At 45.3% G+C, this 16,109-nt stretch carries 18 protein-coding genes; 8 read left to right on the forward strand and 10 right to left on the reverse strand.

The features are described 5' to 3' along the window. Nucleotides 1-77: 77 nt before the first annotated feature. From Q3W13_RS18060 to Q3W13_RS18070, 3 genes are all read right to left on the reverse strand, one after another. Nucleotides 78-866, reverse strand: coding sequence for a YgcG family protein (locus Q3W13_RS18060; protein ID WP_302866141.1), 789 nt, complete (start codon nt 864-866; stop codon nt 78-80). Nucleotides 867-876: 10 nt separating this feature from the next. Then, nucleotides 877-1,311, reverse strand: coding sequence for a TPM domain-containing protein (locus Q3W13_RS18065; RefSeq protein ID WP_302866142.1), 435 nt, complete (start codon nt 1,309-1,311; stop codon nt 877-879). A 108-nt stretch (nt 1,312-1,419) separates the two neighbouring features. Further along, nucleotides 1,420-1,998: a LemA family protein gene (locus tag Q3W13_RS18070; RefSeq protein ID WP_302866143.1), complete on the reverse strand. Its 579-nt coding sequence runs from the start codon at nt 1,996-1,998 to the stop codon at nt 1,420-1,422. Nucleotides 1,999-2,334: 336 nt separating this feature from the next. Between Q3W13_RS18070 and frr the strand changes: the two genes are divergently transcribed. Further along, entirely contained in the window at nt 2,335-2,898 is a 564-nt protein-coding gene (gene frr, locus Q3W13_RS18075) for a ribosome recycling factor (protein WP_302866145.1), read from the forward strand. Between the two features lie 77 nt (nt 2,899-2,975). Here frr and Q3W13_RS18080 read toward each other — a convergent pair whose 3' ends face one another. The 3 genes from Q3W13_RS18080 to Q3W13_RS18090 all read right to left on the reverse strand — a co-directional run bounded on the left by Q3W13_RS18080 (nt 2,976) and on the right by Q3W13_RS18090 (nt 5,033). Further along, nucleotides 2,976-3,488, reverse strand: a complete 513-nt coding sequence (locus Q3W13_RS18080; RefSeq protein WP_302866147.1) for a hypothetical protein — start codon at nt 3,486-3,488, stop codon at nt 2,976-2,978. Between the two features lie 141 nt (nt 3,489-3,629). After that, the gene (locus Q3W13_RS18085) at nt 3,630-4,004 is read right to left on the reverse strand and encodes a VOC family protein (protein WP_302866148.1); all 375 of its coding nucleotides are present in this window, start codon (nt 4,002-4,004) and stop codon (nt 3,630-3,632) included. Between the two features lie 102 nt (nt 4,005-4,106). Continuing rightward, on the reverse strand, nt 4,107-5,033 hold the full coding sequence (locus Q3W13_RS18090; protein ID WP_302866149.1) for a cobalamin-binding protein: 927 nt from the start codon (nt 5,031-5,033) through the stop codon (nt 4,107-4,109). A 113-nt stretch (nt 5,034-5,146) separates the two neighbouring features. Here Q3W13_RS18090 and lepB point away from each other — a divergent pair, with 113 nt between their 5' ends. Continuing rightward, complete coding sequence (gene lepB, locus Q3W13_RS18095) at nt 5,147-6,256, forward strand: signal peptidase I (RefSeq protein ID WP_302866150.1); 1,110 nt, start codon at nt 5,147-5,149, stop codon at nt 6,254-6,256. 16 nt (nt 6,257-6,272) lie between these two features. Here the strand turns inward: lepB and Q3W13_RS18100 are convergent, their stop codons facing one another. Beyond that, a complete protein-coding gene (locus tag Q3W13_RS18100; RefSeq protein ID WP_302866154.1) occupies nt 6,273-6,851 on the reverse strand; it encodes a DUF4142 domain-containing protein in 579 nt (192 codons plus the stop codon). Nucleotides 6,852-6,991: 140 nt separating this feature from the next. Here Q3W13_RS18100 and Q3W13_RS18105 point away from each other — a divergent pair, with 140 nt between their 5' ends. The 6 genes from Q3W13_RS18105 to Q3W13_RS18130 all read left to right on the forward strand — a co-directional run bounded on the left by Q3W13_RS18105 (nt 6,992) and on the right by Q3W13_RS18130 (nt 13,655). Beyond that, on the forward strand, nt 6,992-7,471 hold the full coding sequence (locus Q3W13_RS18105) for an antitoxin Xre/MbcA/ParS toxin-binding domain-containing protein (protein WP_302866155.1): 480 nt from the start codon (nt 6,992-6,994) through the stop codon (nt 7,469-7,471). 27 nt (nt 7,472-7,498) lie between these two features. After that, nucleotides 7,499-7,963, forward strand: a complete 465-nt coding sequence (locus Q3W13_RS18110) for an RES family NAD+ phosphorylase (RefSeq protein WP_302866157.1) — start codon at nt 7,499-7,501, stop codon at nt 7,961-7,963. A gap of 55 nt (nt 7,964-8,018) precedes the next feature. Further along, a complete protein-coding gene (locus Q3W13_RS18115; RefSeq protein WP_302866158.1) occupies nt 8,019-9,698 on the forward strand; it encodes a glutamine--tRNA ligase/YqeY domain fusion protein in 1,680 nt (559 codons plus the stop codon). A 223-nt stretch (nt 9,699-9,921) separates the two neighbouring features. Then, nucleotides 9,922-11,106: a formimidoylglutamase gene (locus tag Q3W13_RS18120; RefSeq protein WP_302866159.1), complete on the forward strand. Its 1,185-nt coding sequence runs from the start codon at nt 9,922-9,924 to the stop codon at nt 11,104-11,106. 118 nt (nt 11,107-11,224) lie between these two features. Beyond that, nucleotides 11,225-12,361 (forward strand): TlpA disulfide reductase family protein, encoded by a 1,137-nt coding sequence (locus Q3W13_RS18125; protein ID WP_302866160.1) that lies wholly within the window; start codon nt 11,225-11,227, stop codon nt 12,359-12,361. A gap of 163 nt (nt 12,362-12,524) precedes the next feature. Beyond that, nucleotides 12,525-13,655, forward strand: coding sequence for a TlpA disulfide reductase family protein (locus Q3W13_RS18130; protein WP_302866162.1), 1,131 nt, complete (start codon nt 12,525-12,527; stop codon nt 13,653-13,655). Between the two features lie 78 nt (nt 13,656-13,733). On the opposite strand, the gene Q3W13_RS18135 is transcribed toward Q3W13_RS18130, so the two are convergent. Genes Q3W13_RS18135 through Q3W13_RS18145 form a run of 3 tightly spaced genes read right to left on the reverse strand, consistent with a single transcriptional unit; the run spans nt 13,734 to nt 15,879 of the window. Further along, the gene (locus Q3W13_RS18135; protein WP_302866164.1) at nt 13,734-14,603 is read right to left on the reverse strand and encodes a neutral zinc metallopeptidase; all 870 of its coding nucleotides are present in this window, start codon (nt 14,601-14,603) and stop codon (nt 13,734-13,736) included. Between the two features lie 57 nt (nt 14,604-14,660). Then, nucleotides 14,661-15,086 (reverse strand): DUF5990 family protein, encoded by a 426-nt coding sequence (locus Q3W13_RS18140; RefSeq protein WP_302866166.1) that lies wholly within the window; start codon nt 15,084-15,086, stop codon nt 14,661-14,663. 10 nt (nt 15,087-15,096) lie between these two features. Then, entirely contained in the window at nt 15,097-15,879 is a 783-nt protein-coding gene (locus tag Q3W13_RS18145; RefSeq protein WP_302866169.1) for an exodeoxyribonuclease III, read from the reverse strand. Between the last annotated feature and the right edge of the window lie 230 nt (nt 15,880-16,109).

The raw sequence follows: 16,109 nt of genomic DNA on the forward strand, positions 1-16,109 counted from the left end.
TATTCAACATTAGCAGGCTGCCTATCGCTATTAAGCTCACGCTATTCATCATGAGCCATCCCCCATGAACACAAACCCTACCAGCTTCCGCTTGATCCGCCGCCGCCAAAATCGCCGCCGCCGAAGCCGCCAAAGCCGCCACTGTCGCCGCCGGATGACCCACCGCCTCCGCTGAAGCCGCCCCATCCGCCACTACCCCGGCCGAGCGCGCTGCCAGCCAAAAACCACCAGAACGGGCTCGCGCCACCGCGGCTGCCAATAATATGTCCTGCGCCACCGCCTCTTCTTCGGAATATGATAATCAGTATTACTACCACGATAATGATAATAAAGCCAATGGGTCCGCCATCATCTTCGCTGGTCTTTTTATGCTTGCCGGATGCCTTGTATTCTCCCTTCATCAGCTTCATGATGTCATTCGTGCCGGCATCTATCCCCTCATAATAATTGTTTTCCTTAAAGCGCGGAACAATATCTTTTTGGATGATATCGTGCGTTGCATAGTCAGTAACAGCGCCCTCGGCTCCGTAACCGGTTTGAATGGCCCCCTTGCGGTCGCCAATGGCTACCAGCAACAACACACCGTTATTTTTGCCTTTTTCGCCAATGCCCCATGCGCGGCCCAGTTTCTGACCAAAATCGTTAATGTCGTAATCACCGGTTGATTTGATGATCACCACGGCAATCTGCGTGGAAGTCGAATCAGCATAGGCGACAAGCTTCTTTTCAAGCTGTGCTTTTTGCTGGTCCTGCAAAATGCCCATATAATCAGTCACCAGGGTATTTGACTTGGGCGGGAGCTCCTGGGCAAAAGTTGTAAAAGCAACAAATGCGCAAGCTATCAATAAAAAGAATTTCTTTAACATGTGGTAATGTTTATTCGCCATCCATAAAGGCTACATCGTCAGCTATTTCATTGCTTCCGTCGCTTTGATAAGGGAAGAATTTTTTCAGGCTTTCTCCTGCAATCTTAAGGCCGGTTACAATTCCTTCAACAACATTGCCATACTTAAACTGAGCCAGCATTTCTTCTTTTGTATTATCCCAGAAATTACCCGGAACAACTTTGTTTATGCCCGCGTCGCCTATTATGGCAAATTTACGGTCGACAGTAGCTACATAAATCAGGACGCCGTTTCGCAAGCGCGTTTTGTGCATATCCAGCTGGTGAAAATATTTGGCCGCACGGTCGAGCACATCCTCGCTGCACGTTTTTTCGATACAAACCCGGATCTGCCCTGAGGTATCTTTTTCAGCACTTTCAATCGCACTCCGAATGCGTTGTTGCTCGTCGTCGTTAAATACTGCCATGGTTGGTGAATCAGTGAGTTGGTGAATTAGTGATCAGGAAAAATGGACAGGCTGAATTAACGATTTAAAATATTTCCCCGTTAATTCAGCCTTTTGTCAAGCCCCCGGTCAAAAAGCTACTTTCGGTGCTTTTTGAGCATCAGGCTCAGCTGCGAAACCTTGTTTAGGCTCAAAGCCGAATATTTTTGCCGTAATAACAGCCGGGAAAGAGCGGATGCCGGTATTATATTCCTGTACAGCATTGTTAAAATCGCGGCGCGAAACATTAATCCGGTTTTCAGTACCTTCAAGCTGTGCCTGTAAAGCACTGAAGTTCTCGTTTGATTTCAGCTGCGGGTAATTCTCCGAAGCTACTAATAACCGGCCCAATGCGGTGCTTAACTGACCCTGTGCAGCCTGGAATTTTTGTATCGCTGCAGGGTCGAGTTTGTTTGGGTCCACTTGTATAGATGTAGCTTTTGCGCGAGCCTCTGTAACTTCAACCAAAGTGCTTTTCTCGAAATTGGCAGCACCCTTTACGGTAGCTACCAGGTTCGGTATCAAATCGCTGCGGCGTTGGTAGTCAGACTGTACGGCCCCCCACTTAGCCTTTACATTTTCATCTTTTTTTACCATACCGTTATAGCTGCATGAGCCGATAAGGCAAATCACGATAATGATGCCCAATACTATCAATAGGTTTTTCATGTGTTTTAATTTGTTTTTTTAATGGCCATGAAACTATCAGAACCGGATTGTTCGTTTTTGGCCGTTCCCGATTGATTCATGTTTTTCGTTTACAGGATTTCGTTTTGTGAATTTACAACATTTTAGAGTACAAATAACATACTGTTGTTACAATTGTGTTTTTAGAATCCCGATTGCGCGGGGTGGTGCATTTATCGGATGGCGCCTTCAGGCTGTTGTTAATTGAAAGCATTGTTCCGGGTTTTAACGATTTAATTATGCGGGATCCGAAAAATCCGTTAATCCGCTTCGTACCGGTCAATTTTTTATTATTTTTGTTGCAAAACTTACAAAAAGATGAGCGAACTCATTAAAAAACAAGTTACTGATGCCCGTGCGCACATGGATAAAGCTATTGAGCATTGCGACGGCGAATTACAAAAAATAAGGGCAGGCAAAGCCAACCCCTCTATGCTTGACGATATTACGGTAGAATATTATGGTACGCCAACTCCGCTAAATCAGGTGGGCAGCGTTAATACGCCGGATGCCCGCACCATTGTTATACAACCCTGGGAAAAATCATTACTGAATCCTATCGAAAAAGCGATTATGGAAGCCAATCTGGGCGTTAATCCACAGAATGACGGCGTAATCATCCGTATAAATGTACCTCCGCTTACCGAAGAGCGCCGGCGCGATCTGGTTAAGAAAGCAAAATCTGAAGCTGAAAGCGGCAAGGTTGCTATCCGCAACATCCGCAAAGATGCCAATGAGAAAATACGGAAGCTGAAATCAGAAGGTGTTTCTGAAGACGAGATGAAAACCGGCGAAGCTGAAATACAAAAACTGACAGACAGCTATATCGCAAAGGTTGACGCCTTATCTGACGCTAAAGAAAAAGATATTATGACCGTGTAAAACCAGGTTACACAAATATCGAAAGCCACTTCGTACTACGGGGTGGTTTTCTTTTTGTGGTAACTGTTAGCATCGGCTTATTTAGGGATGCGGATTTTATAACGGCCCACAGCACTTGCAGACGAATCGACACCCGGCGGCGGCAGGATGGGGGCACTGCTGAAGTTGGTTACCGTAGATGAGAATTGTCCGTCAGTAATACTTTTTCTCACCCGTCCATTACTGCTAGTAAACTGAAAGGTGCCAACGATATGTTTACCGTCAAATGAGTCAACCACCAGTTTGCCGGAATCGCTTACGAAGTGGCCCGGGCTATAGGTAGCCAAAGCACTGTCGATATCCCTGGCAAATTGAAAATCGCCGGCTTTGGTGTGGGTAAATATATACAAGGCTATCTTTTCGTTATTTGCTCCGCTACCGTAAATCAGGATTGAATTATCCGTGTTATAATAGGCATTTGTTGAAAGCGTTTTTACTGTTCCGTCAACTTTATAGGAAATAAAGCCTGATGGCTGGGTGGTGTCTTTTTCGCATGAGGTTATGGCGGCAAAAAAACAAAACAAAAAAATGAATTTATAAACAAGGCGCATAGGACAACTTTTAGGTTTATTTCTTTTCGACAGCAGATTAGCCTAAAGGTTTAATGCAAATTCGCATCGTAGCTATTATTCGCATTTTATCGGAATTTTTACGTAGCAAATTGAGCGCGTCATTCCAAACAGCGGATGGTATTATCGTTCTTTCGTCGCAATACCAAAGCAATGCGAATGCCCGTCATCATCCGTTACAAAAAACTCGGTTTGCCCGTAATCTCTTTCTTTTATTTCTGAAACTTCAAATCCGTGGTGTTTTAATCGGTCCCTTGTCGCTTCAATATTTTCCGGGGTCCAGTAAAGGCTGATTCCATGATATTCAGGAGGGATACGTTCGCCGGCGCGCCGGTTGAGCCAGAAGTATAAACTTTCGTTGTGTACCATGCAGCCGACCAGGCGGCCTTCCTGCCACATATGACGGTCCGCCATAAGGCCCAGGCCACCCACCCAAAAGTTCAGGCTTTTCTCCAGGTCGGTGCTGGGAATCACCGGGATGCATGCTTTCACTTTCATGATATATATTTTAGCTGGTTTTAGGCGCTTTGACAAGTGCGAAATCCTTCCCCCAATATAGAAATAAGAAAGATGACCTTAACCGGTTACCCGTAAATCAATTTACAGTCCAAATCTCATCCATCCCTCGCCTTCATATCCGAAGATAAATTGCTTCGGGTTTATTATTTCTGCCAAAATTTCAATGGAGTCTACTATCCGTGGCCCCGGCCGGTTAAAATATTGATTACCATCAGCAACATATACCCGGTTATTTTTTACCGCCTTCAAATCACTAAAGCCCGGCGACTTTAAAAGGACATCCATTTCTGTCAGCGTCCGTCCAATCGAAAACCCGCATGGCATCACCACGATGATATCCGGGTTTTGCAATCTTATATCCTCCCATAATACATAGGGCGAATGCTGGCCCGGTTCAGTTAATATATTTGTTCCGCCGGCAATGGCTACCAATTCAGGCACCCAGTTGCCCGAAAGCATCATCGGCTCCAGCCATTCTATACAGGCAACAGTCGGTTTATAGTCAATAAATTTTAATTTATGGCGAATCAGGTCAATGCGCTCCTGTAAGTCTTCAACAAGTCTTTCTCCCTCGCCTGGCACATTCAACCCTGCTGCTATCATTTTAATATCGCTTAAAATAGCTTTCAGGTTGTTTGGCTCGAGCGAAATAATGCGTACCTCATTTTCCAGGTAATTCTGCAGGGCGTTTTCAACCTCAGTTAGTGAAACCGCACAGACCTCGCATTGCGCCTGGGTAATAATCACATCCGGCGCCAGTTTTTTAATCACATCACGTTTAACCGTGTATACAGACAAAGCTTCCGTCAGTATTTCCTTTACTTTTTTATCGATTTCGGCGCTGCTTAACCCATCCTGAAAATTGGCTTCCGAGCAAACCGGCAATTGTTTTACTGATTCAGGAAAATCACATTCATGCGAACGCCCGGCCAGGTTTTTCTCAAGGCCTAAAGCACAGATAACTTCGGTAGCAGCGGGTAGCAGCGATACAATTTTTGGCGCAGTCATATCAGGACGCTAAGGTATGCATTGTTGATAGTCTTTTAAAAATGTGTCCTGAGCTTAATAATTGTAACATTACCCCCCACTTATCAGTCAAACACTGCATAAATCCTTATGCTATGAACTGGAAGCTGCATTTTACCAGGAAAATTGCCAATCCGAAAAAGAAAAAATCAAAAACCCGGGAGTGGGTAGATGCAATTTTATTTGCGCTGATAGCTTCCACCATTATACGGGGCTTACTTTTTTCTGCCTACGCGATACCTTCCGGTTCGATGGAGGGCTCACTGCTCACAGGGGACTATCTATTTGTTAGCAAGATAAGCTACGGCCCGCGCATGCCGTTCACCCCGGTATCTATTCCTTTTTTAGAGTCAACTGTCACCAAATATAACATCAAGACTTATTGGGATGGCATTAAACTGCCTTACTACCGTCTGCCCGGGCTTACTGAAATAAAAAAGGGCGATATTGTAGTTTTTAATAAACCCGAAGAAGCGGATCCGTCATACGACAGGCCGGTAGACGCCCGGACTAACCTGATCAAGCGCTGCCAGGCTACGCCGGGCGACAAGCTTGAAATAAAAAATGCACAGGTTTATGTAAACGGAAAACCAAATGCAAATGCCGAAAAGCAGCAAACATCATATACAGTTATTACCGACGGTAATGCGCTGAACCCGCAAATATTCCAGGATTTAAATATCGAGCCTCTGTACCAAAAGGATAACAACACGTATGAAATGATTATCCCGAAAGCCAGCCTCGCGACATTTAAAGGCTATTCAAACATTAAAAGCGTTACACCGGTTGTAGCTCCTGCAGGCAGTTTCGACGCCGCAGTATTTCCCCACAACGAAAAGTTTAAATGGAACCAGGATAATTTTGGCCCCCTGGTTATACCTGAACGCGGTATGACAATCCCGTTGAATGATTCGACAATGATTTTGTACCGCCGGGCAATCGAACTTTATGAAAACAATAAAGTTGAACAGCGCGGTAAGGATATCATCATCAACGGCAAAAAAGCGGATAGCTATACCTTTAAGATGAATTACTACTGGATGATGGGCGATAACCGCCACAACTCGCTCGATTCGCGTTTTTGGGGATATGTTCCGGAAGACCACGTGGTAGGCAAGGCAATGATTACATGGATGAGTATCGATTCAACAGGTACATTCCTGGGTAAAATCCGCTGGAACAGGATTTTCAGGACAATAAAATAATTACGTTCCCGGCAACTTATCTCATGCTTTCCTCAATCGCGTTAATTGCATCAAGATGTTGCTGCAATACCGGAATGGTTTTTTCCGCAAACGATTTTACGTCAGGATCAAGGCATTTTTTAGCTGCGGTTTGAAATGTTTTGATATCCTTTTCATGATCACTGATCATCTCGCGGATATAAGCCTTGTCAAAGTCCTTTCCGGATTTAGTCCTTAATTTCTTTATTTTCTTTTGCTCTTTCGCTCCGGGAGCTTTCGGAATTGAAATGTTTTTCGTAACGGCTATGGCTTTTACCATATCATTAATTGCCGAGTGGTCTTTTGTTATCATCGCCCCGAAATTTTTCACCTGCTTGCTGATACCTTTTTGCTGCGCCAAATTGCCAAGCTCGATCTGGGTTAAGTCGCCATTTGCTGCATCTACTATAAACTGCGCATCCATTTTTTCGACTGCGATACTAAGCTGCTTAGTGGTGTCTTTTACAGCATTCAGGCTATCGGCCTTTGCCACGGCGTCGTGTTTTGAGTTGCCGTTGCAAGCCTGTAGTATGTAAAGAACAGTTACAACTGCAATCGTAATACTTAACTTCTTCATTTTCATTAACTATTGGTGGGGATACAATTAACACGTCAAACGGCGTTTGGTTTCGGTTTTAAAAATCTGTTTAAAATAAAAAGAATAAAATTTTCTTTTTAAATAGAAAATAATTACATTTGTTATGGAGGTAAGAGGCGATGAAAACACAAAAAAATAAACCTGCCGCAACAGATGCGAAACCCTATGATGTTCCAGAGGAGAAGCATACCGGCTTTGTCGCTATGGAGCCGTACGCGCCATATTTAAGGTCGCCGCTGGCCAAGCTCGGGGCTATTAAGCAGGGCCTTAAACCGGCCGCGCTTTCTGATTTAATCACCGTAACAGGCGCCACCCAGGTTGATGTAGCCAAATGGCTTGATATTACCGAGCCTACCCTGCGCAAGCATATTCAAAGTACCAAGGGCCTTAATGCCGGCATCAGCGAGCATGTTATCCAGCTTTTTGAGCTATTTAACAAAGGGATGGATACTTTCGGCTCTATCGATGAATTTAAAAGCTGGCTAAAGCATTATAATCCTGCCATTGATGCAACTCCTTTTGATTTGCTGGATACCATTACCGGCATCAATATCATTATCAGTGAGCTTATCCGTATTGATTATGGCGTTACTGCCTAATAAGCCAAAAGCAATGAGCAGTTTAGGATGAAAATTTACCGCATCGGTCAGACTAAATATGCACGCGATACCAGGGGCTCTGGTATTGACGGGCGATGGAATCCGGCGGGCCGGTACATGATATATTTTGGCGGCTCGCTGGCCTTATCATGCCTGGAGAAGCTGGTACATACGCCGGGCACGTCATTATATACCGGCGATTTTTCCGTAACCATAGCCGAAGTCCCCGACAGGTTGGCAATAAAAGAAGTCACGCTAAAAGAATTGGTCAGGCTTAACCCCGATTGGAATAAGGTAATTAATTATCCCGTAACTCAATCCATTGGCGACGCGTGGCTGCAAAGCCTGGAAACCGCAGTGCTGAAAGTACCTTCGGCAATTATCGAGATGGAATACAATTACCTGCTTAATCCTGCTCATCCGGATTTCGGTAAAATAAAGTTAATCGCAGTAAATAAATTCAGGTTCGATAGCCGGCTAAAGGCTCAGTAAATCCGGCGCCGCCCCTCAAAAAAAATCGTAACTTTGTGCCTCTGAAGTATACGTCATGAGCGAAGAAAGGTCATTAAATTTTTTAGAAGAGATTGTTGAAGAGGATATTGCAGCCGGTAAAAATGGCGGCAAGGTGTTAACCCGTTTCCCTCCCGAGCCCAATGGTTACCTGCACATCGGTCACGCTAAATCGATTTGCCTGAACTTTGGGCTTGCGCAGCGTTACGGCGGTCAAACCAATCTCCGTTTTGATGATACCAATCCAAGCAAGGAAGAGGTTGAGTACGTAGACAGCATTAAGGAAGACGTGAAATGGCTGGGCTTTAACTGGGCGAACGAGCTATACGCTTCCGATTACTTCGATAAGCTATACGACTTTGCTGTTAAGCTTATTAAAAAAGGCCTGGCTTACGTGGATGACAGCACTGCCGATGAAATAGCCGCACAAAAAGGTACACCTACCGAACCCGGTACACCTAACCAATACCGCAACCGCAGCGTGGAAGAAAACCTGCAGCTATTTGCTGAGATGAAGGCCGGCAAATATCCTGACGGGGCGAAAGTGCTGCGGGCTAAAATTGATCTGGCGTCGCCGAACATGCACATGCGCGATCCGCTGATGTACCGCATCAAGCATACACATCATCACCGTACGGGTAACGACTGGTGTATTTACCCGATGTACGACTTTGCGCACGGCGAGTCGGACGCTATCGAGGAAATCACACATTCGGTATGTACGCTGGAATTTGTACCGCATCGCCCGTTATATGACTGGTTTATAGAAAACCTGGAGATATTCCCATCCAAACAATATGAATTTGCCCGGCTAAATCTGAACTATACAGTAATGAGCAAACGCAAATTACTGCAATTGGTGGAAGAAAAGTATGTGGACGGCTGGGACGATCCGCGCATGCCTACCATCAGCGGTTTACGCCGCCGCGGTTATACACCGGCTTCTATACGCGAGTTTTGTGAACGTATTGGCATTGCCAAGCGTGAGAATATGATTGATGTTAGCCTGCTGGAATTTTGTATCCGCGAGGATTTAAATAAAACCGCCTGGCGCCGTATGGCCGTGCTCGACCCGATAAAGATGGTGATTACCAATTATCCGGAAGGCCAGGTTGAAAACATGTTCAGTGAAAACAATCCGGAAGCAGAGGGGGGCGACGGTGGCAGGGAGATTCCCTTCAGCAGGGAATTGTGGATTGAGCGTGAGGACTTTATGGAGGACCCGCCGAAAAAATTTTTCCGCCTGGGCGTGGGCTTGATGGTGCGTTTGAAAAGTGCGTACATTGTAAAATGCGACAGCTTTGAGAAAGACGCAGATGGGAATGTTACGCAGATAAACTGTACCTATATTCCCGAATCGCGCTCACAGAATGATACGAGCGGTATCCACGTAAAGGGAACCATACACTGGGTTAGCGTTCCGCATGCAATAACCGCAGAGGTACGGCTGTACGACCGGCTGTTTAAGGTTGAAGACCCCTCGAACGAAGATGGCGACTTTAAAGAATATATCAATCCTGACAGCTTGCAGGTATTAGAGAAAGTTTACATTGAGCCGGATCTGGCAAATGCCGTTCCCGGCAAAGGGTACCAGTTTATGCGCAAAGGGTATTTTACGCTGGATAAGAACTCCACGCGTGATAAAATGGTGTTTAACCGTACTGTGACGCTAAAAGATGGATGGAAAGGCACAGCCCAGCAACCATCCAAAGGTTGAGCTATTCACATGCGCGTCTTTTGAAGATTTACAGACAGGAGACGCGCATGATGTTTTTAAACCTCATTCCTGAACATTTTCATTCATGATTTTTAATCTTGTAACTCCAGGCCGTGCTAACGGCGAAGCACTTCTGAATGCCTTTAAAAGCTATTTGAGCTGTGAAAAATATTAGTTAAAATCTGCACATTTGCATATCCGCGCATTCGTTCATCAATAAAAAATGTCATTAGCAGATTTTTTTACGCCTGTCGATTCAAAAAAAATTGTTCCTGCAAAAGGGTATTACACTAGTCAGCTGGGCAGTAAGATAGAATATTACGCCGTTGATTTTCCCGCGATGGAAGATAAGGTGGACATCGCCCTTATCGGCGTTTTGGAAGATCGCAACGCGGTAAATAACCAGGGCTGTGCGCTCGGTCCGGACTATGTGCGCGAAAAGCTATACCGGCTGCATGAAGGAAATTATAATACCAAAATAGTCGACCTGGGCAATATCAGGCAGGGAGCGAAAGTTAGCGATACCTACTTTGCTTTGAAAACTGTGGTGAATGAACTGGTGAAAAAGGATATCATCCCGGTTATTATTGGCGGAGGCCAGGATCTTACCTACGCGCAGTATATGGCTTATGAGGACCTGGAGCAAAAGGTAGACCTGGTAATTATCGACTCTCATTTTGATCTGGATGATGATGATACCCCATCAGATACTATTGAAACTACATCTGAATCATATCTAAACAAAATATTCCTGCACGAGCCAAATTACTTGTTCAACTATAGTAACCTGGGTTACCAAACCTATTTTGCCAGCCAGGACAGCCTGCGGATGATGGACAAATTATACTTTGACGTTCATCGCCTCGGTAATTTAAGCGGTAATGTGGCTGTTTCCGAGCCTATCATTCGTAATGCAAGCATGATCAGCTTTGACATGGGAGCTATCCGTTCGTCTGATGCCGCAGCAAATGCCAATGCAACACCCAATGGCTTTTATGCAGAGGAGGCCTGCCAGATTACCAGGTATGCCGGTTTTAACGATAAACTAACCTCTATCGGTTTTTACGAGTTTAACCCGGCCTATGACAGTAACGGGCAAACGGCTACTTTGCTTGCACAGATGATATGGTATTTCATCGACGGCGTTTATAACCGCAAGCGCGATTTCCCGTTGCAGCCAAAATCGCAATATCTGATCTATAAAACCAGTTTGAAACACGATGACCATGAGCTGGTGTTTGTAAAAAGCAAAAAATCCGACCGTTGGTGGATGCAGGTTCCGTACCCCACAGCCGGTTCTAAAAACGAGCGCTTCCACCTGGTACCCTGCCAGTATGAGGACTATAAAACTGCCGTTTCAGGCGAAATGCCCGACCTTTGGTGGCGTACTTATCAAAAATTAAACTAAACCGGCGCTCCGGCACCATGTTTGATGGTCACGGGTCTGTTAAAAAATGTGAAATTTGAATTATAGAATAATCCCTGGCCTGTTTTTAACGTTAAAACAGCTTATGCTGAATATAAATATGAGAAAGATCCTCTTTTTTTTTATCACACTTCTCCCGGTTATGGCAATGGCTCAAACCGAGCAAGCCTTCATAATCAACGGAAAAATAGGTGAGCTCAGTACCCCCGCTAAAGCTTATTTAATTTATAAACTTGGCGCAAACCAGGTGATAGACTCGGCCGGAATGATCGGCGGTAAATTTAACCTGGGCGGAAAAATATTAAATCCTACCAACGCCATATTGGTTGTTGACCATAAAGGCATAGGTTTCGAAAAGCTGGACAGCACGGCAGACATTCTGAATTTTTACCTTGAAAAAGGCGAATTGGGCATAATTGCTGCAGATTCGGTCTCGAAAGCCAAAATTACCGGGTCAAAACTGAACGATGACGATAAAAACCTGAAAGCTCAGTTGGAGCCGATAAAGCAAAAGGCGCGTAAACTTACCGAGATTAGCCGAAATGCCGCTGTTGCACAGAAAACGCCGGAATTTGAAAGCACGCTGCATGGGCGCTACAAAGCGTTGCAGGCAGAGCAAAAAGGCGTGATCAAAAAGTTTATTCTCGCCAATCCCGACAGTTATTTAAGCTTGCTGGCACTTTATTCTGTTGATGGCCCGGCGCCCGATCCGTTTGAACTGGATTCGTTATATAATACGCTATCGCCCGCGATAAGGAGCACTGAGACGGCTTTGAATTTTAAAAAGGCCCTCGAACCGCTAAAGCACACAGCTCCTGGTACCATGGCGCCTGACTTTACGCAAAATGATGTAAATGGCGTGCCTGTAAAACTATCCTCTTTCAGAGGCAAATACGTTTTGGTTGACTTCTGGGCGTCGTGGTGCGGCCCTTGCCGACAGGAAAACCCGAATGTAGTGCGTGTTTATAACAAATATAAAGACAAAAACTTTACAGTGTTAGGCGTATCGCTGGATAAGCAAAGCGGCCGTAATGACTGGCTTGCAGCCATAAAAAATGATGGCCTTACCTGGACACAGGTATCCGACCTTAAATTCTGGAACAACGAAGCTGCGGCGCTCTACTACGTTTCGTCCATCCCGGCTAATTTTTTAATAGACCCGAATGGAAAAATTGTTGCTAAAAATTTGCGTGGTGATGATCTGGAAGAAAAATTAAAAGAAGTTTTGGGAAAATAAACCGCTGCAAATAATATTTAACACTCCCAAATTTTTATCTGACTGAATCTCAGGGCGCGAACTTTTGTGCCCTCTTTCCTAAACGTATCTTTTTTGTGACAATTATCGCATGTTATTGACCAATAATATTTTTTAAGTTTACGTTTTAAAAATAGTAACTGACATGAAAAAGATAGTTTTACTTGCTCTTGCAAGCCTGCCGGCAATGGTTTTTGCGCAGGGAGGCCAATATTCGGTACAGGGCAGCATCGGGAAGCTGAACGCTCCCGCCAAAGTTTACCTGCGTTATTTTCCCGAGAAAAAGACGGTTACCGATTCGGCAGTGCTGACAGATGGAAAATTTAAATTTAGCGGTGCTACCAAAGGCGATGCGCCTATGATGGCCTACCTGATGCTCAACAAAAAAGGGACCGGCGCCAGCTATGATGATTATAAGGTAGTTTACCTGGAGCCTGGAACGATTACTGTAAATAGTGTTGATACGCTGGGATCTGCGAAGATTGGCGGTACCAAAACTAATGAAGAAAATGCCAAATATGAATTGGCCAGTAAACCAATCAACAGCGCCTATGAGGCCCTGGATGCTAAAATGAAGGCAGCAACGGACGACGTAAAGAAGTCGGATGCTTTTCAGAAAGAGATCAACAAAACCGAAAAGGCCATTGGCCAGCAATCAAAACAGATAGATAAGAAATTTATACAGGAAAATCCGGACTCTTATATTAGTCTTAGCCTGTTGCAGAACGTGGCCTATAGTTCAGACTATCCTGAGATAATTGAACTTTACAATGTGCTTAGCCCAAAAGTAAAAGCAACTGAAAGTGCCAGGAAATTTGCTGAGCTGCTGCCAAAATTAAAGAATGTTGCCCTTGGCGCTACCGCACCGGAATTTGCAGAGGCTGATACTGCAGGTAAAATAGTGAACCTGTCCTCATTCAGGGGTAAATATGTGCTGATAGATTTCTGGGCTTCGTGGTGCGGACCGTGCCGCGCCGAAAACCCTAACGTCGTAAAAGCATTCAACAAATATAAAAACCAAAAATTTACTATTTTAGGCGTGTCGCTTGACAGGCCGGGTGCGAAAGATAAATGGTTAGCGGCAATACACAAAGATGGATTAGCATGGACACAGGTTTCTGACCTGAAGTTCTGGGACAGTAAAACTGCGGGTTTATATGCCGTTCGCGGAATCCCCCAAAACTTCCTGCTAGACCCGGATGGTAAAATCATCGCGAAAAACCTCCGTGGTGATGACCTGAATGATAAATTGGAAGAGCTGTTCGGAAAGATTTAAGAAAGTCCGAAAAGCCAGTAAAGTCCGAAAGAAAGAGCATTAAGTTCATTTCTTTTGGACTTTTATCTTTAGTTGACTTCACTCAATATCAAGATCATTGGCAGCAAAGGTGTTTCCCTGGTTGATGTCGCCGGTAACAAATCCTTTTTTAAACCAGTAGGCGCGTTGTTTGGAGGTGCCGTGGGTGAAGCTGTCGGGTTCTGCGTGTCCCCGGTATTGCTGCTGTAAACGGTCGTCGCCAATAGCATGGGCAGCTACCAATGCCGAATCGATATCTGCCCGGTCGATTACTATTCCCGTACGATTTTTGGCAGCGTAATGTGCCCATACACCCGCATAGAAGTCGGCCTGCAACTCTAACTTCACCGATAACTTATTATATTGTTTTTGACTAAGCTGCTGCCGCGCTTCATCCATTTTTTGTGATATGCCCAACAGGTTCTGCACGTGGTGACCTACCTCATGAGCGATTACATAGGCTGCGGCAAACTCACCGGGGGCATGAAAGCGCTGCTGCATTTCGGCAAAAAACGAGGTATCGAGATAAACCTTTTGGTCGGCCGGGCAATAGAACGGCCCCGTTGCAGAACTGGCAAAGCCACAGCCTTCTGCATCAACAGATTCGCTGTACAGGTGCAGCGTGGGCTTAACATAAGTCCGGTTTATGCCCGTGAAGATTTCGCTCCAGACATCTTCTGTTCCGGCCAGTATTACGCGTGCAAATTTTTTCTGCATGCCTTCCGGCCCATTGGTTACATGGGTAGTTTGCTGCTGACCGCTGCTATTGCCGCCGCCACTGAGCAGTTGCGCCGGGTTAATGCCTGTAAACAGGTAAATAATCAAACCTATTACCCCAACTATACCACCGCCAAAAAATAAGCCGCGGCCACCGCTGCCGCTGCTGCCTTCCTCAACATTATCGCTTTCGCGTCCGCCAAACCATTGCATAGTATTTCGTTTTTGATTTAGGTTAACAGCAATTATTGAGGATTGTTCGGAAGAACCTTAAGCGACCCTCCAGCCGCCGAATGGCTTTACTGTAGCACAAGCCGGCGTTCCATCCTTAGCCGTCCCCTGAACAATAGTTTCAAGCCCGCCTTTTTCAGCTGCCTCATTTACCATTTGCCAGCTTATATTCCGCAAAGGGACCTTCAGTCTTCTATCCCAGGGCGAGCCAGGCTGTCCGGCAAAGGTACCAATGCCAATGTAAATAAATTTTTCGCCGGCCGGGCCCTGCACAAATGGGCCGCCGAATTGGGGTGTATCGGATTTGCCTGCGCCTTTAACTTCGATCGGTAAATCAAAACGCAAATCTCCGCCATCTGAAAGCTGTTTTCCGGCGATTTCAAAGTTGTTCCCATGCCCTTTTTGCAAGGCAAACTGAATGCCTGCGGGAGGTTGTTGTAAGATAATATGCAGGGTAAGGTTCATATCTGATAGTTTAAGAAACAGTTGACCCAAAATCCAGCTCCAGCAATACCGGGCAATGATCCGAATGCCTAGCCTCCGGCAGGATAGCGGCCCTTTTGATATTCTCTTCGAGCGAGCGGGTGGCCATGTTATAATCAATGCGCCAGCCCAGGTTTTTGGCGCGGGCATTAGCACGAAAGCTCCACCATGTGTAGTTGTGAGGCTCTTTGTTCACATGCCGGAATGTATCGATATAACCCGATTCCAGAAAATTCTCCATCCATTCCCTTTCCTCCGGCAAAAAGCCGGATGAATTGGCATTTGATTTTGGGTTATGGATATCTATCGGGCGGTGGCAAATGTTATAATCGCCTGATACTACCAGTTTTGTGCATTGCGATTGCAGCAGTTCCAGGTAACGGCCGAATTCATCCAGGAAACGGTATTTAAACGCCTGCCTGTCCTCGCCGCTTGACCCCGATGGAAAGTAAACACTCATTACGGATACCTCGTCAAAGTCCACACGAATATTACGTCCTTCGCGGTCATAGTCACTTATACCACAGCCATATTCCACATGTTTTGGCGTTCGTTTGGTAAAAATAGCGGTGCCGCTGTAACCTTTTTTTTCCGCCGGATACCAATAATGTTCATAGCCAAGATCCTCAACCAGTTTAAGGTCGGTTAAGACCTCCGGGGTGGCTTTAATTTCCTGCAGGCAAACCACGTCAGGGTTAGCGGCCTGCAGCCATGCCAGCCAGTTTTTGTTGATTGCCGAACGGATGCCGTTAACGTTATAGGTGATGATTTTCATGGCCCTGGCCCCCTAAAGGGGGAATTAATAGCCCCAGCCCTAAATGGCGGTTGGCCGTTTATAATTTGATTGTTTTTCTTGTCAGGCACTGATGCTCCCAATGTCATTAAGTTAAGCTTTTAAGTAATAAAAAATATCGAACAACGAATTTTGAATACCGAATAATGAAGGAAAAAATACTTCGGCGCTGGATATTCGAAATTCAGTATTCGATATTATTCCCTTAACTT

The organism is Mucilaginibacter sp. L3T2-6 (assembly GCF_030519355.1).
In the GTDB taxonomy this organism is placed as follows: Bacteria; Bacteroidota; Bacteroidia; order Sphingobacteriales; family Sphingobacteriaceae; genus Mucilaginibacter.